General features: G+C 60.9%; 21 protein-coding genes. 11 read left to right on the top strand and 10 right to left on the bottom strand.

What is annotated here, in order from left to right; genetic code table 11:
* Nucleotides 1-54: 54 nt before the first annotated feature.
* Nucleotides 55-642, bottom strand: a complete 588-nt coding sequence (locus tag VSR68_RS03570) for a dimethylsulfonioproprionate lyase family protein (protein WP_342938472.1) — start codon at nucleotides 640-642, stop codon at nucleotides 55-57.
* A gap of 316 nt (nucleotides 643-958) precedes the next feature.
* Here VSR68_RS03570 and VSR68_RS03565 point away from each other — a divergent pair, with 316 nt between their 5' ends.
* Both VSR68_RS03565 and VSR68_RS03560 read left to right on the top strand, forming a co-directional pair.
* Nucleotides 959-2,011, top strand: coding sequence for a proline racemase family protein (locus VSR68_RS03565; protein WP_342938965.1), 1,053 nt, complete (start codon nucleotides 959-961; stop codon nucleotides 2,009-2,011).
* Nucleotides 2,012-2,123: 112 nt separating this feature from the next.
* Nucleotides 2,124-3,098, top strand: coding sequence for an Ldh family oxidoreductase (locus tag VSR68_RS03560; RefSeq protein ID WP_342938471.1), 975 nt, complete (start codon nucleotides 2,124-2,126; stop codon nucleotides 3,096-3,098).
* A gap of 81 nt (nucleotides 3,099-3,179) precedes the next feature.
* On the opposite strand, the gene VSR68_RS03555 is transcribed toward VSR68_RS03560, so the two are convergent.
* Complete coding sequence (locus VSR68_RS03555) at nucleotides 3,180-4,439, bottom strand: aromatic ring-hydroxylating dioxygenase subunit alpha (RefSeq protein WP_342938470.1); 1,260 nt, start codon at nucleotides 4,437-4,439, stop codon at nucleotides 3,180-3,182.
* 303 nt (nucleotides 4,440-4,742) lie between these two features.
* Here VSR68_RS03555 and VSR68_RS03550 point away from each other — a divergent pair, with 303 nt between their 5' ends.
* Nucleotides 4,743-5,621: a LysR substrate-binding domain-containing protein gene (locus VSR68_RS03550; RefSeq protein WP_342938469.1), complete on the top strand. Its 879-nt coding sequence runs from the start codon at nucleotides 4,743-4,745 to the stop codon at nucleotides 5,619-5,621.
* 42 nt (nucleotides 5,622-5,663) lie between these two features.
* Nucleotides 5,664-5,957, top strand: a complete 294-nt coding sequence (locus VSR68_RS03545; protein ID WP_342938468.1) for a DUF1330 domain-containing protein — start codon at nucleotides 5,664-5,666, stop codon at nucleotides 5,955-5,957.
* A 75-nt stretch (nucleotides 5,958-6,032) separates the two neighbouring features.
* Here VSR68_RS03545 and fdxA read toward each other — a convergent pair whose 3' ends face one another.
* Both fdxA and VSR68_RS03535 read right to left on the bottom strand, forming a co-directional pair.
* The gene (fdxA, locus tag VSR68_RS03540) at nucleotides 6,033-6,371 is read right to left on the bottom strand and encodes a ferredoxin FdxA (RefSeq protein ID WP_342938467.1); all 339 of its coding nucleotides are present in this window, start codon (nucleotides 6,369-6,371) and stop codon (nucleotides 6,033-6,035) included.
* Nucleotides 6,372-6,434: 63 nt separating this feature from the next.
* A complete protein-coding gene (locus VSR68_RS03535) occupies nucleotides 6,435-7,841 on the bottom strand; it encodes a lysine 2,3-aminomutase (protein WP_342938466.1) in 1,407 nt (468 codons plus the stop codon).
* A gap of 247 nt (nucleotides 7,842-8,088) precedes the next feature.
* Between VSR68_RS03535 and gcvA the strand changes: the two genes are divergently transcribed.
* The 6 genes from gcvA (at nucleotide 8,089) to VSR68_RS03505 (ending at nucleotide 12,126) form a co-directional block, all read left to right on the top strand.
* A complete protein-coding gene (gcvA, locus tag VSR68_RS03530) occupies nucleotides 8,089-8,997 on the top strand; it encodes a transcriptional regulator GcvA (protein WP_342938465.1) in 909 nt (302 codons plus the stop codon).
* Nucleotides 8,998-9,098: 101 nt separating this feature from the next.
* Nucleotides 9,099-9,317 carry a hypothetical protein gene (locus tag VSR68_RS03525; RefSeq protein ID WP_342938464.1) on the top strand — a complete coding sequence of 73 codons (219 nt, stop codon included), beginning with the start codon at nucleotides 9,099-9,101 and terminating at the stop codon, nucleotides 9,315-9,317.
* A gap of 23 nt (nucleotides 9,318-9,340) precedes the next feature.
* Nucleotides 9,341-10,672, top strand: a complete 1,332-nt coding sequence (locus VSR68_RS03520) for an NAD(P)/FAD-dependent oxidoreductase (RefSeq protein WP_428983464.1) — start codon at nucleotides 9,341-9,343, stop codon at nucleotides 10,670-10,672.
* A 37-nt stretch (nucleotides 10,673-10,709) separates the two neighbouring features.
* Nucleotides 10,710-11,060 (top strand): RidA family protein, encoded by a 351-nt coding sequence (locus VSR68_RS03515; RefSeq protein WP_342938463.1) that lies wholly within the window; start codon nucleotides 10,710-10,712, stop codon nucleotides 11,058-11,060.
* A gap of 46 nt (nucleotides 11,061-11,106) precedes the next feature.
* Nucleotides 11,107-11,757, top strand: coding sequence for a phytanoyl-CoA dioxygenase family protein (locus tag VSR68_RS03510; protein WP_342938462.1), 651 nt, complete (start codon nucleotides 11,107-11,109; stop codon nucleotides 11,755-11,757).
* Nucleotides 11,758-11,943: 186 nt separating this feature from the next.
* Complete coding sequence (locus tag VSR68_RS03505) at nucleotides 11,944-12,126, top strand: hypothetical protein (protein ID WP_342938461.1); 183 nt, start codon at nucleotides 11,944-11,946, stop codon at nucleotides 12,124-12,126.
* 218 nt (nucleotides 12,127-12,344) lie between these two features.
* Here the strand turns inward: VSR68_RS03505 and VSR68_RS03500 are convergent, their stop codons facing one another.
* The 5 genes from VSR68_RS03500 to VSR68_RS03480 all read right to left on the bottom strand — a co-directional run bounded on the left by VSR68_RS03500 (nucleotide 12,345) and on the right by VSR68_RS03480 (nucleotide 18,233).
* On the bottom strand, nucleotides 12,345-13,673 hold the full coding sequence (locus tag VSR68_RS03500) for an MFS transporter (protein WP_342938460.1): 1,329 nt from the start codon (nucleotides 13,671-13,673) through the stop codon (nucleotides 12,345-12,347).
* Between the two features lie 76 nt (nucleotides 13,674-13,749).
* Nucleotides 13,750-14,478, bottom strand: coding sequence for an N-acyl homoserine lactonase family protein (locus tag VSR68_RS03495; protein WP_342938459.1), 729 nt, complete (start codon nucleotides 14,476-14,478; stop codon nucleotides 13,750-13,752).
* On the bottom strand, nucleotides 14,475-14,924 hold the full coding sequence (locus VSR68_RS03490; protein ID WP_342938458.1) for a carboxymuconolactone decarboxylase family protein: 450 nt from the start codon (nucleotides 14,922-14,924) through the stop codon (nucleotides 14,475-14,477). Before VSR68_RS03490 ends, VSR68_RS03495 begins: the two co-directional genes overlap by 4 nt.
* A gap of 1 nt (nucleotide 14,925) precedes the next feature.
* Nucleotides 14,926-16,551, bottom strand: coding sequence for a GMC family oxidoreductase (locus VSR68_RS03485; RefSeq protein WP_342938457.1), 1,626 nt, complete (start codon nucleotides 16,549-16,551; stop codon nucleotides 14,926-14,928).
* Nucleotides 16,548-18,233 carry a thiamine pyrophosphate-binding protein gene (locus VSR68_RS03480; RefSeq protein WP_342938456.1) on the bottom strand — a complete coding sequence of 562 codons (1,686 nt, stop codon included), beginning with the start codon at nucleotides 18,231-18,233 and terminating at the stop codon, nucleotides 16,548-16,550. Before VSR68_RS03480 ends, VSR68_RS03485 begins: the two co-directional genes overlap by 4 nt.
* 243 nt (nucleotides 18,234-18,476) lie before the next feature.
* Between VSR68_RS03480 and VSR68_RS03475 the strand changes: the two genes are divergently transcribed.
* Nucleotides 18,477-19,505, top strand: coding sequence for an ABC transporter substrate-binding protein (locus VSR68_RS03475; protein WP_342938455.1), 1,029 nt, complete (start codon nucleotides 18,477-18,479; stop codon nucleotides 19,503-19,505).
* A 236-nt stretch (nucleotides 19,506-19,741) separates the two neighbouring features.
* Here VSR68_RS03475 and VSR68_RS03470 read toward each other — a convergent pair whose 3' ends face one another.
* A complete protein-coding gene (locus VSR68_RS03470) occupies nucleotides 19,742-20,494 on the bottom strand; it encodes a GntR family transcriptional regulator (protein ID WP_342938454.1) in 753 nt (250 codons plus the stop codon).
* Between the last annotated feature and the right edge of the window lie 51 nt (nucleotides 20,495-20,545).

The following is a 20,545-nucleotide window of genomic DNA, read 5'->3' as shown; positions in this document are numbered from 1 at the left end:
TGCCGATGCACAACTTTCGCCAGCGGCGTCGATGTTTTCGTCGCGTGTGACAGCTCAGACAAGAAGGCACCATAGGGCGAGAAATGGCGATGTACGGGAGCGCATCGCGTGCAGCATGTTTGGCGTGTTATAGATGCCGCCGCCTGGCCCCGGATCGATCCATTCGCCATCGCCCTGCCGGAACTCGCCAGGGCTCAGTAGCACATACGCCTCCTGTGGCGGATGGCTGTGATCGGGATAGCGGGTGTTGGGAAGCATGATCGTAATGCCAATCTGAACGTCGCTTCGGCTTTCGGCTCCGCCAGGCCCGCAAACGAAGCCGTTCGCGTGTCGTTCGACGTAGCCTTGACTGCCGTTGACACCGGACGCTCTTCGGCGCCACCCGAGAAGCGGCTCAACCGACTTGAGCGCCTTTGCAATGTCACTGAACCTCGCATCTCCAGAAAGGGGCGTTATCGATGCGTCGAGCCATTCACAGGCCGGATAGCGTGTACCCAACCTCTGTCCATCGTCCGACGGGACCTCCAGCCTTGCGAATACCGCTTCGGCCATCTTGCGGGCCTCGGCGGGAAGGCGGTCTGATGCAAAGTGTTGTCGGGCGACATGGATGAATTCGTTCACAACGTCGGGACGGGTCGTCATCGTTACCTCGTGATTGAAGGCAGTGCAATAGCCAAAGGCTAAATGTGGCGAGTCCGATGATGGTCCGCGGCATCGGTTCCGCCCGTTACCTAAGCCGCGCTTATGATCAATACAACGTGCGCCAAATCTGGCGGAGCGCCTGCTTGAACGGAGTATGTTGACTGTTGGGTTGGTGGGCGGAGACCTGATCCGGAAAACACGATCGGACATGTCGCGGAATGCCGACAAGCTGCGGCGCTTCCACTGTTCGCGGCGTCACCTCGTGCGATGTCGAGAAACATCATTATTTGGCAACGATGTACGAAACGGGAAGATCATGACTTTCAAACGCACTTTCCACGCCGTCGAGACTCACTCCGGTGAGCCGATGCGCGTGATCACGGGCGGCGTTCCGCATATTCCGGGCAACACCGTCTATGAGCAGATGAAGTGGCTCGAAGAAAACGATGACCAGATCCGCATGCTGATGCTCCGGGAGCCGCGCGGCTATCCGCCGCTGTGCTGCAATCTGGTGGTGCCGGCGAAACATCCGGATGCAGCAGCGGGCTACATCATCATGGAGCAGGTCGAGTATCCGGTGATGAGCGGCGGCAACACGATCTCGGTTGCAACTGTGCTTCTGGAAACCGGGATGATTCCGATGCAGGAGCCGGTCACGGAGTTTCAGCTGGAAGCGCCGGCAGGGTTGATCGGTATCCGGGCGGAGTGCAGCAACGGAAAGGTCACGTCGGTTACGTTCCGGAACGTGCCGGCATTTGCGGCCCACATCGAGAAGGTGATCGACGTGCCGCACCTCGGCAAGGTCACGGTGGATGTGGGCTGGGGCGGGATGTTCTACGTCATTGCCGATGTCCGCCAGTTCAAGGGGCTAGAGCTGAGACCGGAACATGGTCGTGAGATCACCCGGGTCTCTGCGCTGATCCTGAAGGCGGCCCAGGAGCAGTTGCCCGTCGCACATCCGCACTATCCCGGATACGGCATCACGATCGCGCAACTGTCTGGCCCGACCGATAACCCGAATGCAGACTGGAAGAACGCTGTCACGGTTGCGAGCGGGGAGATCGACTTTGATAACCCGGCAACATGGACGGGCGCGATCGACCGCTGCCCTTGCGGAACGGGCACATCGGCGAAGATGGCCACGCTTCATGCGAAGGGCCAACTGGATCTGAACCAGCCCTTCCGGCATGAAGGCGTGTTGGGAACCGTGTTCACGGGAAACCTCGTCGAGCAGACGAACATCGGTGACATCAAGGCCGTCGTGCCGACGATTTCGGGCCGCTCGTGGATCTATGGCTACAACACCTATGTGCTCGACCCCGACGATCCCTTCGTGAACGGCTTCACGATGGGTGACATCTGGGCCTGACGCATTGCGGTCGTGATGGACCGTCTATCGGAAGGCATCAGCATGCATGTGGGTGATACGAGTTCGATGCACCGGCTCGTATCGCCACCGCTTGCGTTGAGGTGATGAAACGATGAGATACGAGACTGAAATAGCGCGGCAAATAGCGTTCGATGCGATCACGACGGCCGGTGCAAACGAGGCGATCGCTCATTCGCTCGCCGAAGCGGTGATATCGGCCGAGCTTGCCGGCAGCAAGGCGGTTGGTTTTGCACACCTTCCCGACTATCTGGACGGCTTTGTGAAGGGCAGAATTGCGACGAATGCCGAGCCGCAGGTCGCCTTTCCGGCCCAGGCGGCCGTGCGGGTCGACGCGCAGCGTGGAATCGCACAGCTCGGATACGATCGCGTCTTCGATGAAGTCGTCGAGAGGGCGAAAACATACGGCGTTGTCGCGCTCGCAATAGCCAACAGCTTCACAGTCGGTGAGCTTGGCTACTACACCCGGCGGCTCGCGGAAGTGGGTCTTGTCGCGCTGGGTACATGCAATGCAACAGCACAGATGACGACGCTCGAAAGCGGAAAGGCGATTTACGGCACCAACCCGGTGTCTTTCGCGGCACCGGTCGCGAACGATCGGCCTCTCGTCATCGACCAGGCGTCGAGTGCCACCGCGTTCGTCAATGTTCGAAGGGCTGCGGAAGCGGGAGAGACCCTGCCCGAGGGCTGGGCGGTGGACGAACAGGGCGCGCCAACCATAGACGCGAAAGCGGCCGTCAACGGCCTGTTGTTGGCATTCGGTGGCGCCCGCGGCGCCAACATTGCGATGATGATGGAGATTCTTGCAGCAGGCATGACGGGGGCCAACTGGTCAATGGACGCCCCGCATTATGCGGAAGGAAGCGAGACGCCCGGAGTCGGGCTTTTTCTCGTGGCCTTGAAGGCCGACGTCTTTGCGGAAGGTTTCGAAGCCCGCGTCGCCGCGCAGATTAGCAGACTCGCGCAAGCGGGTGTCCGCATTCCAGGTAGCCACATCAAGGTGCGTGAGATCGACGTCCCGGACGACGTGATGGAGAGGGTGCGTTCGTTTGGACGCACCACTGGGTAGGTGCATGGCCCGGTAGCGTTTGTGCCACCGGATGATCGGCTGGCGTCAGGTGTGCCGTTCGAACTGACGCCAGCAGGCTGGCTAGATGCCTTGTTCCTTCAGTTTCGCGTCATACCACCGGCAGAACTGGTCGAGCGCCGCCTCCGTGTACTTCGAGTAGGGTCCGGGGACGTAAGCAGGGTCTTGCGTGCCGCTATGAGTGCCCTGGACAAGGTCGGCATCCTGCTGGTTCGTTGCCAGCCACACTTCTGTGAGGGTTTTCACGTCGTAGTCGACGCCCTCCACGGCGTCTTCGTGAACGAGCCATTTCGTGCGGACGAGCGTCTTGTCCGGTGCGATAGGAAGAATGAAAGCGACAATCGAATGATCACTCATCACATGGGTCCACGAATTGTGGCCCCACATATGAACGTCGCCGAGATCGCGGCGCGTGAGGTCTCCCATGAGCTTCGTGCTCGCTACCTTGGTGCTCATCGTTTGCGACTCGTTGCTTCCGGCGATCACGAGGCGCTGGGTGCGGAAGTTCGTATGCACGCTTTCGTCGAGCGACTCGAAGATCGAGCAGATATAACCTTCGCTTTCCCAATTCTCCTGGTTTGCCGCGTTGCGCGCCACGTAGGCGTGATACGAAGCCATCTCTTCCTCCCCGAGACCATCCGGACAAAAGCCGAAATCTTCCGGGAGGAACGAGTTGGTCAACTCGGGGTGAGTGCCTTCGCAGTGGTAGCACTCGCGATTGTTTTCCATCACGAGCTTCCAGTTGCCGTTCTCGATGAGCTCGGACTCGAAAGCGATCTTCGTGCGCTGCATCTGATGCGGCGCGAAGCGGGGCGTCATCACTTCTTCCAGCTTCGTTATGTCGGCCGGGGGATCGTCGGAAAGACACACGAAGATATGCGCGCCGACCACTTTCGTGTGAACCGGGATCAGGCTCCGGCATTTCGCGTCGAAATCCTTGCCCATGTGCGAGGTGTGCTTCAGGCTGCCATCGAGGTCGTAGGTCCACTGGTGATATGGACAGACCAGCATGCCCACGCTCGCCTTGCCGGGCTCCTTTATGATGCGCGATCCGCGATGTCGGCAGACGTTCCGGTACGTGCGGATGTTCTCGTCGTCGTCGCGAACGATCATGATCGATGCCTTGCCGATCTCGACGGTCGACACGTCACCGGGTTCGGGTACGTCGGCTGTTACGCCGACAAGTATCCAGAGCTTGTTGAAGAACACATCCAGATCGTTTTCGAAGACGTCCTGACGGCTGAAAATTTCGCCGGGGAATCCGCAGCCGGGGACCCGGCTGTCGAGCAGTTCACGATGGGTTTTGACAGGAATGACAGACACGTTTGGCTCCAATCACGTTGTATTTCAGCGGGGCGAAGGCGTTAAGCCGCAATGCCAGTATTGAAGTGCAAATATGGAGCGTCAACGGTCTTTATTGTGCTGCCGGTATTACTCTATGTTATGTGAAACGTTACGCTTGCGTGGCTTGGGGAATCGGCGCCGAGTAGCTGATCCGCTGCGGGGAAAACCCCGGCATTCTCGCGACATGTGCGAGGTTTGGATCGCGCTTCATTACTCAAGTAGAGACAGTCAGCGATGAAAATTACAAGAGGCCCCAAGGGATACCGACGGATCATCCCGTCAATGACCGCGCTCGTCGAATTCGAGGCGGTTGCGCGTCTGTCGAGCTTCACGAATGCGGCAGCGGAACTCGGGGTGAGCCAAGCCGCAGTGAGCCGGCAGGTCAGATTCCTTGAAGAGACGCTCGACGTAAAGCTCTTCCACCGGTTGCATCGGTCGATATCGCTCACCGTCGAGGGAGAATCGCTTTACCTCGTCGTCGCCGAGTCGATGCAGAAGATCGCGGGTGTCTTCGATCGCCTGTCTACCGGGATCGAGCAGCAGGAACTGGTTCTTGCGTCCACCGCCGCCTTCTCCCAGCTTCGACTTCTGCCGCGCCTGGCGAACCTGAAGAAGCTACAACCACGATTGAAGCTCCGGTTGACGACCCAGATGTTCACGGCTGATCTACGGCATAACGAGGTGGATGTAGCCGTCAGGTTCGGTGATGGCACGTGGCGAGACGGTTCGTCGACGTTGCTCTTCGATGAAGAGGTCTTTCCCGTATGTTCGCCGCGCTGGCTGCGGGAAAACGCGGCGCCTCAGTCGCTTGAAGAGCTGGCGCAACTTCCGCTGGTCGAGTCAGACTCGACGTCCGAGGGGTGGATGGGATGGGACGAGTGGTTCGCGTCTGTGGGACACCGTCCGCCAAAGCTCAACTATGCGCTCCGGTGCAGCATTTACACCGATGCAGTGCAGGCAGCCCGGTACGGTCAGGGCATTGCGCTCGGCTGGGGGCGGCTGGTCCACGATCTCCTGGTGTCAGGCGAGTTGGTGAGACTGGAGACGGATACATGCAAGATGCGGGACGGGTATTACATCGTGGTGCCGCACGGCAGATCGATCACTTCATCCATCACCGGACTCATCGAATGGCTGAACGAAGATCCGTCTCCGATCTGAATGGATACGGGTAGTACTGAACGATCTCATTGGAGGAAAAGGATGAAAGGCTATTGGCTCATTTTAGGCGACGATGTTAAAGATCACGATGCGCAAAAGCGCTATGGTGAGCTGTGGGCACCGATTGCCGCCAGGTACGATGCGAAGGTTAAGGTCCTTGATACGCATGCGGTGCTAAAAGAGGCCCGAACGACCACGCGAGTGGTCGTTGTCGAGTTTCCATCCTACGAACAGGCGAAGGCGTGCTACGCCGACGCGGCCTATCAGGAGGCTGCGAAATTTGCGCTACAGGCGTCCAACCGGGAGTTGCTGGTTCTGCAAGGTGAATTGAGCTAAACGCGTTTGCATCATGGTGGCACGCGCCTACATCGGCATCGTGATGCGACGGGCGGCGCGGACGCAACGTGATAGTTAAATTACCGTGTCGCGAGCGAGATGAGACAGCTTGGACCGCACATCCTTCCACTCTTCCGCGCCCGGTAGAGGTGGTTGCCGGGTTGTGATCGCAGGCCATTGTTTGGCGAGCGAGGCATTGAGTTCGATGAAAGCGTGCTGCTCGCCTCCCGCGATCTCTTCGGCTGGGGCGATGGCATCGACCGGACACTCGGGCGCACAGACGCCGCAATCGATGCATTCGTCCGGATCGATGACGAGAAAGTTCGGACCTTCGCGGAAGCAGTCGGTGGGACAGACCTCGACACAGTCTGTATAGCGGCACTGGATGCAGTTCTCGGTTACAACGTACGTCATTTCTCCTCCGGGGCGTGAAATGAATGGGACTATGGCCCGCGCAGGCGGGCCGCCTTGCCGAAGTTACGCTTCAATCGCGAGTGGTTCCGGCGTCCCTGATGTCGCGCCCGGCACATATCGGCCCGTGTGTCTCGTGACAAGCTGCAGGGTTTTATGCGGTGCGTCCGTTTCGGCTTCGAAGAAGAACTTCTTTTCTCCGAATGCAGGAACGAGATCATGGAGCCACGTCGCATTAGGATCGAACTTCGCATAGAACGGACGACGGACCCACTCGGGCTTGCGCGCTTGCAGGAATTGCAGCGCGAACACCTTTTCGCCAGCGATCTCGACGATACCGTCTATCACGACCTTGCCCGGAAATGCGCTCATCGAAGGTCCGCGGACCGTGCGAGCCAGACCCGATACGGAACTGTAGGCGGACTGGAAGATCTCGTATGCCCGGGCGAGCGGCAACTGGAAGTAGTGGCTCGGGCCCGTATCCCGCTCGACAAACATGTAGTAGGGAATGGCGCCTAGCCGTACGCCCGTCGTCCAAAGTTCTACCCAGCCCTTCGGGTCTTCGTTGATATGGCGGATCAGTGGGGCCTGCATGCGCAGCGTCGCACCCGTCGATACGATTCGCTTCACGGCCCGCTGTGCGATAGCGGTTCGAAGCTCGGCCGGATGATTGTAGTGGCCCATGATCGCCAGGTTTTTGCCCGCGGCGACGACCTTTTCGAACAGTCGCATCAGATCATCCGAATCCTTGTCCGTCACGAAGCGCTGAGGCCAATAGGCAACGGACTTCGTGCCGATACGGATATTCTGGATGTGCGCGAGTTCGGGCGCGAGCAGGGGCTCGATATAACCAGCGAGCGAGCGAGTGTTCATGATGAGCGGGTCGCCCCCGGTGATCAGCACGTCGGTAACTTCGGGATGCAGCTTGAGATACTCGACCAGTTCGCTCGATTCACGCGCATCGAATTTCAGATCGTCCATTCCGACGAACTGCGGCCAACGGAAACAGAACGTGCAGTATGCGTGACACGTCTGCCCGGCACTGGGAAAGAAGAGGACCGTCTCCCTGTATTTGTGCTGCAGACCGCTCACGGGTTGACCGTTCATAAAAGGCACGTTGTGTGTCATCTGGCCGGCGGGATGGGGATTCATCGCGAGCCGGATGGCACGAACTGCGTCGTCGATGGCGGCCTCATCCTTTTTCACCAGTACGAGGTCTCTCAGGTTCGAGTAGTCGGATGGAGAGAGCATGTCCTGATGCGGAAACGTCAGACGGTAGATCGGATCGTCGGGAACATTGTTCCAGTCGATCAGTTCGTCCATCACGTACTGGTTGGTTCTGAACGGCATGACCCGGGAGACGACCTGTATGGCTTCGCGAAGTTCTTCGGGGAGTAGTTGCCATTGAGGCGCCTGGCTGATTGTCTGGCGGGTATAAGGCTTGAACTTTGCAGGAAGAAAGTCGGAAGTCATGAAGCATCCTCTGTAGAGTGGAAGGTCATATAAAAAGGAATGCGAAGCAACGCTGTCATTCACGCGTGCCAGAGATCATGTGTCCGGCAGCGAGCGCTATACCGCGGACCAACTCATCCGGATGACCAGAGAGCTGGTGAAGGAAAGAACGGGGCACTTCCCGCATGTCATAGAAACCATTGTTACTTCATGGTCGGCGGGCATCAAACGATATAAACTCGCAACGTTGTGCGTTTGAGGAACGAACGTGAGGCGAAGAATCCCGAGTATCGAAGCGCTAATCGCTTTTGAGGCAGCAGCGCGCCATTTGAGCTTCACCCGCAGCGCCGATGAACTGGCGTTGACGCAGAGCGCTGTCGGTCGTCAGGTGGCGAGCCTGGAAGATTATCTGGGTGTACCGCTTTTCAACCGTGTGAAGAAGAGGCTCAGCCTGACCGAGATAGGCGAGGTATATGCGAGGCAGGTCCGCGAAGATCTGGACCGGATAGAGCGCAATGCCCTGGCGGCAATGGCGCATCGGAACGCGGGCGGGATTCTCGAGCTTGCTGTCATTCCGACGTTCGCGACGCGATGGCTGATTCCGCGGCTTCCACAGTTCTACGCGGAGCATCAACACGTTACGGTCAATCTCACGACACGAGCCGAACCATTCCTGTTCACAGACACACCGTTTGACGCGGCTATTCACTTTGGCGACCCCGTATGGCCCGGGTCCATCGCGACCTATCTCTTCGGTGAGGAGATGACGCCTGTTTGCAGTCCACGGCTATTGCAGGGAAGAAACTCGCTCGAACCTCAGGACGTCACGACGTTTACGTTGCTGCATCAGTCGGCGCGACCGGATGCATGGAGGCAATGGCTCGCACAGGCAGGCATTGCTGATGACGTCGACTGCATGAGAGGGCAGCGTTATGAACTGTTCTCGATGCTTGTTGAAGCGGCGCGTGCCGGACTGGGCATCGCACTTGTTCCTCGGTTCTTCGTATCCCACGAGGTGGCGACGGGAGAGCTAGTGCTACCGTTCAGCATGTCTTTACAGAGCGAAAAGGGATACTACTTTGTCTATCCGGAATCCAAGCAAAATTCGCCACAGTTGCAGGCGTTCGCGCAATGGCTGCTTGGAGAAGCCGGCCGATATGCCGAACGCGAGCGCTGACGACGGCGTCCACGCGATGTTGTCGTCACGGATTGCATAGTCCTGCATCACGCGCGACTACTTCTACGATCGTGACATCCGGTATCACACGGTGTGCATCGATGCATCTTCTTTTTGCCCGCAGTGCCCGCCAGAAAATCAAACGGCAGTTACGCTCATCATTTGCGTTGCTGATATTGGGCGGATGTTGCGGCTTCCTCGGCATGATGAGAAGAGACAAAGCCATCGAGCAAGCGCGCTTCCTTTTCCTTGTGCGAAAGGGTGCGGGCTTTGACAAGGTGCGCTATTCGCTCGCAGGCATCGAGGCGCGAGTGCAATGATGTTCGACCGCAGCGGTGATTCCATGCATAACCAGCAACATCTTCCGTCTTCCGACGTGGCCGCCGGGAAGTACCCGACATATCAGCTTGGTTCGGGCTGGAACGCGATGCTGCCCGAGCGTCCAAACAGTTCTCGAACGAGCATTCGGCGGTTCGGTACGATTGTGATCGGCGGAGGATACACGGGTCTTGCTGCAGCGCGCCGCATCGCAGAGATGCAGCCCGACCAACCCGTGTTGGTGCTTGAAGCCTCCACCATCGGCGAAGGCTCGTCTGGGCGGAATTCGGGTTTCGTTATCAATCTGCCGCACAACACGAAAATGGGTGGCCACACCAGTCCACTCGAAGTCGCTCGCAAGCAGATTCGCTTGTATGACGCGGGTTTGCACTGGCTAGAGCAGCTCGTTCGCGAACATCGCATTGACTGTGGCTGGAACCCGGTCGGGAAGTTCCATGCCGCGGCGAGCGAAGCAGGCGTTCAGAACCTCAGCGCATCGTTGGCTCAATACCGCGAATGGGGAGTTAGTTTCGAAGAGTATGATCGCGACGCGCTGCGGGAAAAGCTCGGCACCGGCTACTATCGTTACGGGTTTCATTCGCCCAATAACGTTTTCGTTCAGCCTGCCGCACTGATTCGAGGGCTGGCTGACAGTCAGCCGTCAAACGTCGTTCTGGTCGAGAGCGAGCCCGTCATAGCGCTAAGCGAGTCGTCTCCATTCCGGATTACCACCTCCGCAGCGGAATACACCGCTGATCGCGTGATTCTGGCTAACAACGGGTTCGCAAAAGCGCTAGGCATACTGCGTGACAGACTGATCACGATCTTCACCTATGCGGCCGTCACTCCCAAACTCCCCGAGCCGGAGCTAAAGAAACTCGGCGATACCCAGGAGTGGGGCGTCATACCCGCCAATCGCCTGGGCACGACATTGCGCCGCGTCCAGGGCGGTCGTTTCATGGTGCGCAGTGCCTACTCATATGAGCGGGAGCAGTCGCCTTCCGATACGCTGGCTCAATTGACGAGTTGCTATCAGCGCCGCTATCCGAATATGAAGTCCCATGATTTCGAGTATGTGTGGGGAGGGGCGACGGCGCTGACTCGGAACGGCGCCACGTTCTTTGGGGAATTGCGCCCTGGCCTGTTCGCGTCGTTGGGCTGCAATGGCGCTGGTGTGCTGAAAGGCACCACATACGGCAAGTTGCTAGGCGAAATGGCCATGGGCGCCCAGTCCTCGCAACTGTCCGACGCGCTCAGTCTGGAAGGCCCGAGCTGGCTGCCTCCAGAACCGATCAGACGCATTGGCGTCGTTTCATCGATCAAATATCAGGCCGCGATCGCCGGTCCTGAACGCTAGTGTTTCATCGCTCAATATCACCCGAGGAGAAGTGAAGATGCCCGAAATCAAGCGCAGCCATATAGGGAAGCGGCTGTCGGAGGTCGCCTTCCATCAGGGAACGATCTACCTTGCAGGTCAGGTGCCCGAAGACGTCACTCAGGATATGGCCGGCCAGACGCGTCAGGTGTTGGCGTCGATAGATGCACTGCTTGCAGAACACGGATCGGACAAGTCCCGCATCCTGTCGTGCCAGATCTTCTTGTCCGACATGTCACAGGCTGCGGCGATGAACGAAGTATGGGACGCGTGGGTGACGCCGGGGCACACGCCGCCTCGCGCCACTGTGGGGGCTGCCCTGGCACAGCGGGAGAAGCTGATCGAGGTGGTGATCGTGGCCGCCGCCTAGGGAAGGGGGCGGCCAGGGCTCTAGCGCGGCAGATCTCGCGAAACCCGTGCCGCAACTTCTCCAAGACGCGTCGCGCACGTCGCTGAAAGTAGTGCGAGAGGGCGCGGGCCGAGCATTCGCACTCGCGCGACGCAATACATGCGATTTCAGTACTTGGCCACGCGATCCGGCATACATCAGCTGGCACCAGGATTCGACCTACTTTGCGCTCGATCCGGCGTCGCAGATCACCGTCTGGGTTGCGCTCGCCGATGCGCCGGTGGAGGCGGGCTGCATGGAAGTCGTGCCGGGCTCGCAGAAGCTCGGCCAGTTGCATCACTTGGAAGTGCCGTCGGACACGATTCTGCTGTCGCGCGGCCAGACGATCGACGTGCCATACGACCGCTCGCAGACCGAGTTCATGCCGGTGAAGGCAGGGCAGTGCTCGCTGCACGACACCTATCTGATTCACGCATCCGGGCCGAACCAGGCGGATTTCCGCCGCGTGGGGATGGCGTTCAGCTATATCCCGGCGTCGTCGCGCTGCGTGAGCGACTTGCGCATGACCGCGATGCTGGTGCGCGGCGAGGACAAGTGGGACTACTACGACGACGAGCCGCGTCCGCAGGTCGATTACGGCGAAGCTGAGCGGGCGGCGCACGCTTACTCGGTTGGCAAGTTCCAGCAGCTGATCGCGGAGCAGGCCGCGAAGTACTGAGCGGAAGCGGGCCGATAAGCGTAGAGGAATGATCTGCCGTTGATATTCTCTCGACTGTTTCATGGAGATGGCGCGGCCTGCTCGTCGCGCCGAAGCTTTTTCAATCTGGATGTATATAGCTCGCGTAATGCCATGAACCCCGCCACGTGCGGCGTTTTATTTTTTTGATTCTGGTTTGGAAAAGAATTGCCAACCAGTGAGATTGCACGTCTGCAAGGCTTCAAGTTTTATCTGGCAATATTCACTGTGCTGCCGGGTACTTTCATGAACAACCTGGACGCAGCGATTGCAAACATCGCGATTCCTGTAATCGCTACGAGCGTCGTCGAAGGGTTGGGGGGGGGCCGCTTCTTCGGCGGCATCGTGTGAACGGCGGTGTTTCCCGTGCTGCTGGCGAACACGGGTCTGCATCTGTCGATGATGATCGGCGTCGGCATCAAGATCGCGGGTAGGCTGGTCGTCACCGCGTTTGCGCCGCAAACGCCGAGGCGCACGGTGGAATCGCTGGAAGCGGCTCGAAGCTGCAGGTGCGCGGGGCGCGCCACATCCGACGGGACGGGCGCACGAAGCGACGGCGAGCGGCGGAGTCACTCCAGCATTGCGCCCTTCGTCTCGCGCCCGAACACCACCATCGCGATCGCCGCGATCGCGGCGTCGGCGCAGAACATCAGCATGGCCCACTTGAGTCCGCCTGCACGCATCATGATCGGGAACATCACGATGCCGACGATCGCGCCGGCGCGTCCGAGTCCCGCCGCGATCCCCGTGCCGAACGAACGGATATCGGTCGGAAACACCTCCGGCGCAACCACGCCGACGAGGCCCGCGGGCCCGATCCACGCGACGAGCTGAAACGCGCTGAACAGCAACAGCAGCACCGCGAATTCATGCGAGTTGCTCGCCATCGCCAGCCCGAAATCGATCAGCGCGAGCAGCGTGAAGCCGGCCACCGCGAGCGGCTTGCGCCCGGTCTTCTCGACCGACAGGAACATGACGATCGAGCCGATGACCGCGAACAGCGAGACCACGACACCGCCGAGCAGCGACAAGGCGTCGGTGAAGCCGAGCGTGCGCAGCACATAAGGTGTGAAATAGCCGACACCGTACGTGTTGAACGTAATGCAGAACCACATGAAGAAGATGTAGAGCGTACCGAAGCTCTGCGCCTTCGAACGGAACAGCGCGGCAAAACTCGTGACGGCGACCTTCGGCGTATTGATCGCGCCCGTCAGGCTTGCGCCGCTGCCGGGCACCACCGCGTCCATGGCCGCCCGCGCTTCGTCGAGCCTTCCCTGGCGCACGAGCCACATCGGCGACTCGGGAATCTCGCGGCGCCCGAAGAACACGATGACCGACGGAATCACCGCGAGGCCGAACAGCACGCGCCATGTCTCGCGGCCGAGCAGCGGATCGAGTGCATAGGACAGCAGGTAAGTGCTCGCGCTCGCTACCGTCCACATCACCCATGTCGATGCGTTCAGCTTTCCGCGCAATTTGCGCGGCGCGAACTCCGCAATGATCGTGAAGGAGAGCGCCTGATCCGCGCCGATTGCGAAGCCGAGACCGATGCGCGACGCGACCAGCATTTCATAGTTGACCGCAAGCGCGCTCATCAGCGCGAACGCCGCATACAGCGTGATGTCGGTCATATACATGAACTTGCGCCCGAGCCGGTCGGCGAGATAGCCGATGAACACTGCGCCCGCGATCGTGCCGACATACGTCGACGTCGCGAGCAGCGCAATCTGTCCGGGCTTGAGGGCAAAGTACGGCACCAGAAAGATCAGCGCCGACGCGATGTTGGTGAAGTCGTAGCCTTCGAGAAATACGCCCATGCCCGACAGGACAGTGACGCGCCGGTGAAACGCATTGAGCGGCGCGTTATTGAACGCTTCGAACAGCGACATGCTTTTCATGACGTCTCCTGATCCTCTGATGAAAAACGTGTGGTCGTAATAGTCAGCCCGTACTTATGTTTCGATGCCGCCGCGCTCAGTTCGCGAGATCGAGGTACGGTGCGAGGTCGTGTCCGGTATAGAGCCTGATGGGTGAGAGCGCGTGTGCCTTGTCGAGCGCAGCGATTGCTTCGAACACGTTGACGAGAATCCCGGACGGAATCCGCTCCACGTAGTTGCGATTGAGCGGCACGGCGTCGCCTGTCAGCAATGCGCGGCCTTCGGCAATATCGACGCAGAACATCTGCGAGCCCGGCGTATGTCCGCCGACGCGAATCGCTTGCACGCCGCGCGCAATCTCAATGTCGCCGTCGAGCGGCACGAGGCGGCCGTCGTCGACGAGCTGTTCCAGATGGGCGTGGGTACTGAAGAAGCGATCGAATGCGGGGTGCTGGTGGCGTCCGTCGCGAAGGAATGCTATTTCGTCGCGCTGCGCGTAGAAGCGCGCATTCGGAAACTGATCGGCGTTGGCCGCGTGATCCCAATGCAGATGCGTGAGCAACACCGTATCGATGTCGCGCGGATCGACGTCATGCACCGCGAGCGCCTCGCGCAGATCGCGCGTCTCGGTCAGGTGACGTTCGCGTCCCTCGGCGATGGGTGGCCCGGTATCGACGACGATCGTGCGAGCCGGCGATCGCAGCAGCCACAACCTGTATGCAATCGCGAGCGGCACGCCGGGATCGGTCAGATACAGGAACATCGACGTATCGGCGATCCGCTTGCCCAGCTGTACGGCGTCGATCTTGTAAGCAACGTCGCTCACGATTTCGCTCCCGACCGCCGGCTTTTTCTGGGCTTCTTTGCATCGCCTGCCGATGCGGCGAAGCGTTCGATTTCTTCGGCGAGAATCGGCACGCCGAGATTGCACGCGTGAATGCCGAGCACGGTCGTCAGCTGGATCACTTCCAGGATCTCCTCGCGCGTCGCGCCCGCCTTCAGCGCGTTCTGCATATGGCGGCGCACGCCCGCGCCGTACATGTGCGTCGTCGCGACGTTGATCGCGATCAGCACGAGCTCCTTGACCTTCGGCGGCAGCGGACCGTTGCGATGCGGCACGCTGCGAAACGCGAGATATGCTTCCATGAACGCCGGGTCCCACGTGCGCAGCGTGTCCCATAGCGGGTTCCAGTCACCGCGCGCGATCTGCGCATCGGTGTATGGCGTTTCAATCGTTGCAGGCGTTTGCGCGGTGGATTGCTTGCGGGCCATGTCAGCGTGCCTCCTCGAGTACGAAATCGGCGCCGCGTTCGCCGATCATGATCGCGGGCGCGTTGGTGTTCGACGACGCGAGCGTCGGCATCACCGATGCGTCGATCACGCGCAGGCCGGCGACGCCATGCACGCGCAACCGGCTATCGACGACGCTATCGCCCGGCAATCCAATGCGGCATGTGCCGACCGTATGCCATGCGGTCTGGCCGCTCTCGCGCGCATACGCGAGCAGCGCGTCGTCGTCGGCGGGCGCGGCGGCGTCGCCGGGACGCTGCTCGGCGACGATCAGCCTGGCCATCGAAGGTTGCGCGGCGATATGGCGGATCGTGCGCAGCAGTTGCAGCGCGTGACGCGAGTCGTCGGGATCGGAAAGATAGTTCGGCTGCAGACGCGGCGCTTCGCGCGCGTCCGGCGACGCGATGTGCACGCTGCCGCGCGAACGCGGATAGAGCCGGAAGCCGCCGATCGAAAAGCCGGAAAACGGATCGATGCCCGCGCCCGGCGTGCGCGAATAGCGGTCCTTGCCGCTGATGTGATAGATGCGGATCATCACGTCGGGACCGGGCAGCGCCGGATCGGTGCGCATGATCGCGTGCGCGGTCGACGACGTGCCCGCCATCAGCCCGCGCCTCGACACCAGATACTGCAAGCCGACCTTCATGCGCCTGAACGTGTTCGCCATCACGTCGTTGATCGTGATGGGCAGCATCGTGCGATAGGTGCAGCGCAATTGCAGATGATCGATCAGATGCTCGCCAACCGATGCATTCGCCGCGACAACGGGAATGCCTAGCTGCTGCAAGCGCGCCGCATCGCCGATACCCGACAGTTCGAGCAGTTGCGGCGACTTGATCGCGCCGGCCGCGAGCAACACCTCGCGGCGCGCCCGCGCGACATGCCGTTGCCCATGCTGCTCGTATTCGACGCCGCTTGCCCGCGCGCCGTCGAACGTCACGCGCAGTGCGAGCGAATGTGTTTCGATGCGGACGTTCGGACGACGCTTCGTCGCGCGCAGATAAGCGACCGCCGTGCTGTAGCGCCGGCCGTTCCACGCCGTCTGCTCGAGATAGCGCACGCCTTCATATCGGTGCGCGTTGTAGTCGTCGGTCGGCGCGACGCCGGCTTCCATGCACGCGGCGATGAAGCCATCCGACAGCGCATCGGTGTCGCGACGCGCGCGATCGGTGATGCGCACGGGACCGTCATGACCGCGGCCCGGATCGTCGTTGTACGGATAGCATTCGAGGCGCCTGAAATACGGATGCACGGCGCCGAAGTTCCAGCCCTCGCAGCCGAGGCGCTCCCACTTGTCGTACTCGGCCGGGTCGCCCCATACGTAGGCCATGCCGTTCAACGCGCTCGATCCGCCAAGCACCTTGCCGCGAGGAGAATAGACGCGTTGCCCGATCATCGATGTCTGCGGCTCGGTGTCGAACTTCCACGCGTAGCGTTCGTTGCCGAGCAGCTTGCCGACACCGAGCGGAATGTGAATCCAGATGTTGTTGTCGGGACCGCCGGCTTCGAGCAGCAGCACGCTGTGCCTCCCGCTTTCCGACAGCCGCGCGGCGAGCGCGCAGCCCGCCGAACCTGCGCCGACGATCACGTAATCGAAGTCGCTGCTCATGCCTTGGTCCGATGCTTGAAGGAGTCGCGTCTGAAGCTGTAGAGCGCGTTGGGATCGATTTGCACGTCGATGATCGCGGGCTTGCCGCACGCTAGCGCTTCGCCGAACGCATGCTCGAATTGCGACGCGTCGTCGACGCGAAAACCCTTCGCGCCGAACAACCCGGCCACCTTGTCGTACGGCGGATTCGGCACGTCTGCGCCGATATAGCGGCCATCGAAGAAGTCGCGCTGATACGCCTTTTCGGCACCCCAGCAGCCGTTGTTCATCACGACGCAGATCGAACGGATATCGCTTTGCACGGCAGTGCCGATCTCGCTCATCGTCATGCCAAAGCCGCCGTCGCCCATCAGACTGATGACCGTGCGATCCGGACAGGCGAGCTTCACACCGAGGCCGCACGCGTACGAAAAGCCCACGAGGCCGAAGTCGAGCGGTGTGAATAGCGCGGGCGGCTGCACATACGGCATCTGATCGGTGGCTTGCAGACAGAGCGTGCCGGCGTCCATCGTAAACATCGCATCAGCGGGCGCGAGCGCGCGCAGCATCGCGAAGAGGGCGGCTGGTTGCATCGGCTGCGTGCGGCCTTTCGCGCCGGCTTCGTCACGCTCGTTCATCAGGGTGGCGCGCTTCTCGCGCAATTCCGCGGCCCACGCCCGCGCGCCGCTCGCATCGTGACCGGCGAGTTCGCGCGTCAGTTGTGCGGCGACCACGCCCGCGTCGCCGAATACGCCGACGCTCACCGGCACAAGCCGCCCGAGCGCGAGAGGGTCGGTCTCGACCTGCACGATCGCGGCTTGTGGATTGAAGTTGTCGGTCGTATAGAACGTCGTGTTGAAACCGAATCGTGTGCCGAGCGCGAGGATCACATCGGCGCGCTTCGCGAAGTCGGTCGCGACGACGTTGCCGCGCGGCCCGATTTGTCCCGCGTACAACGGATGCGAGCAGGGCACCGCGTCGCCGTGTCCGGGCGACATCGCAATCGGCGCGTTCAGCAGTTCGGCGAGCTTCAGCACGGCCGCATGCGTGCGGCCGTTCTTCACGCCGCCGCCCGCGAGAATCAGCGGACGTGCGGCGCCGGCGAGCAGGCGCGCGGCTTGCGCGACCGCGTCGGGTTCGCCGGCCGGCGGCGGCGCGCCGTGCCACGCGCTCGGGCCCGCGTCGTACTCCACCGTCTCGGCGAGGATGTCGCGCGGCAGATTCAACGCGACTGGTCCGCGGCGCGGCGTGAGCGCAGTGCGAAACGCTTCGTGGACCATCTCCGGCAGGCGCTTTGTCTGTGTCGCCGTCCATGTCTTCTTCGTGACCGCCTTGAACAAGGCCTGTTGATCGACCTCCTGGAACGCGTCGCGATAGACGTGCTGGCTCGACAGCGAACCAGCCAGCGCGACCACCGGAGAATATGCCGCGTTCGCCTGCGCGAGCCCCGTGACGAGGTTGGTTGCACCCGGCCCGTTTTGTCCGGCGAGGATCACGCCCGCCTTGCCGCTTGCGCGCGCATAGCCGTCTGCCATATGCGTGCCCGTGCGCTCGTCACGCACGCCGATGAAACGGATTTCGGGCGTGCAGTGCAACGCGTCGAAGATCTCCATGCCCGCCGAACCGATCAGCCCGAATACATGGCTCACGTCTTCGTTGCGTAACGTTTTCACTACGGCACCGCCGCCTGTCATGCTGGTCATCGTCTGATTCCTCGAATAAGGGAATGGTTGGAAGACGCCATGCTGCATCCGTATCACCTGCGACGTCCTCAGGTCATGACAAATATTGGCGAAATGTCGACAATCGGTCAAATTGAGGTAAACGCGAATGCAGTCGCCACGTGTACATTGAATGGGCCGGTGACACCCTGCTGGTGGTTTACCTTGATTGAAACAATGTCGACATAACGACAATGATGGATGGAATCGAACCAGGGAGACCCTATGAACGTTTGGACTCAGCGGCGCGGCCTGTTGCGCAGGTGCGCTGGCGCATTCGCCGCATTTGCGCTGACTTCGCTTTCGGCGATGGGCGCGCATGCCGAGGTGAGCAGCGTGAACGCGACCATCCAGTACGGTATCGGCTACCTGCCGCTTTATGTGATGCGGCACAACCATCTGTTCGAAAAGCATCTGAAGGCGGCCGGCCTCGACACCAGGGTCACGTGGACGCAGATCGGCGTCGGCTCGGCCGTCAACGACGCGTTGCTGTCAGGCAGCACGGCGTTCGCTGCGGGCGGACCGCCGCAACTGCTGACGATGTGGGACCGCACGCACGACAACCTGAAAGTGAAGGGCGTCGCCGCGTTGTCATCGATGCCCATGTACCTGAACGCGAACACGCCGCGCGTCAAATCGATCAAGGACTTCAGCGAACAGGACCGCATCGCGATCGCGAGCGCCGGGTCGTCGATCGAGACGCTCGTGCTGCAGATGGCCGCCGCGAAGCACTTCGGCGACAAGGACTTTCGGCACTTCGATCACCTGATGGTCAATCTTGCGCATCCCGACGGCATGGCCGCGTTGTTGTCTCGCCGCACCATCACCGCGCAATTCGCCGCGCCTCCCTATCACTATGAGGAACTCAAGCAGCCCGGCATTCATCGCGTGCTCGATTCATACGAGGTGACCAACGGGCCTGCGACGTTCCTCTGCGTCTGGTCGACATCACGCTTTCATGACGAGAATCCGGGGACGTACAAGGCCTATTACGACGCGCTGGTCGAAGCCGTCGATTTCATCAACGCACACAAGAGGGAGGCTGCACAGATCTACACCGAGGACGAGAAGGGCAAGGAAAGCGTCGACGACGTGCTTCAGATACTCGAATCGCCGGAGGTACGCGTCACGCAGGTGCCGCAGAACATGATGGCGTACGCGGACACGATGATGCGGCTCGGCACGATCAGGCACAAGCCTGCGTCGTGGAAAGACTTTTTCTTCCCGGAGGCTCATGCGGCCGGCGGCAGCTGAGCGCGCGCCGATCCGACGGCTTCTCGTTTAAGGATCTGTTCAGGAGCGCTCATCGTCGTCCGACGGAACTCGCTCGATATTCCTTCCGTATTCGCGGACCTTTTCTCTGTGATGCTGATCGGACTGCCGATCGGCCTGCGTTTCGAACGCACGAAAGACACACCGTGCCGCGCTGATGGATGCAGTCGTCATGATCGACGCGCAGCGCGCTCGCGAATGCGCGCCGCGGTGGAGAATCAGGCGGCGTCGGATGCGCGCGCGCGGCGGGTGCGTTTCGCGACGGGCGTCGCTTCGGCGCGCTTGCGCGCGGCGATTTCGGCGATTGCCGCGTCGCGATTGTCATGCGCCAGGGTACGGTGCGTCGCGTCGGCAAGCTCGGCATCGCCGGCGACAATTGCATCGATCAGTTTCGCCCAGTTCGTCAGCGATTGCGAGCGGCGCTTCGGCGTGGCCAATCCGAGCCGTGCGTAACGGCCGATACGCTGTGCAAATCCCGCCAGCATCTCGGCCAGTTGATCGTTTCCGGAGAGGCCGGCGATATCTGCGACGAGCATTGCGCTGGCGCGCGCATAGGCGTTGGCATCTTTCTGTGCAGCCTTCAGACGCGCATAGCCGGCCGCGAGCACAGGCTCATGCGTGGGCACGTAACGCTCGGCCGCGCGGCGGGATGCCAGCGCAACCAGCGCCGCCCGGATATCGAACAGGTTCATCAACTCGGCCGTCGACAGCAACGCGACCTGCGCGCCACGCTGCGGCAGGATTTTCACGAGCGCCCGGCTTTCCAGGATACGCAGCGCATCCCGTATCGTTGCGCGGCTGACGTTGAACGTCTCGGCAAGACTGACTTCGCGCAGTCGCTCGCCTGGCGCGAACTTCTCCTCAGTTATCGCATTGCCGATCTGGTCCGCGATCTGGATGGCAAGTGTACCGGCGAGAGCGGAGGGGATGAACGCTGGCGACGGCGAAACGGCAGTGTCGTAAGAAGGCACGGTTGTCAGTATCGGTTATGTCAGGATTCGATCGATCGATTGTCGACATTT

The sequence above is a fragment of the Paraburkholderia phymatum genome (assembly GCF_038900715.1).
Classification (GTDB): Bacteria; Pseudomonadota; Gammaproteobacteria; order Burkholderiales; family Burkholderiaceae; genus Paraburkholderia; species Paraburkholderia phymatum_A.
This window is presented reverse-complemented; position numbering and strand designations above follow the sequence as displayed.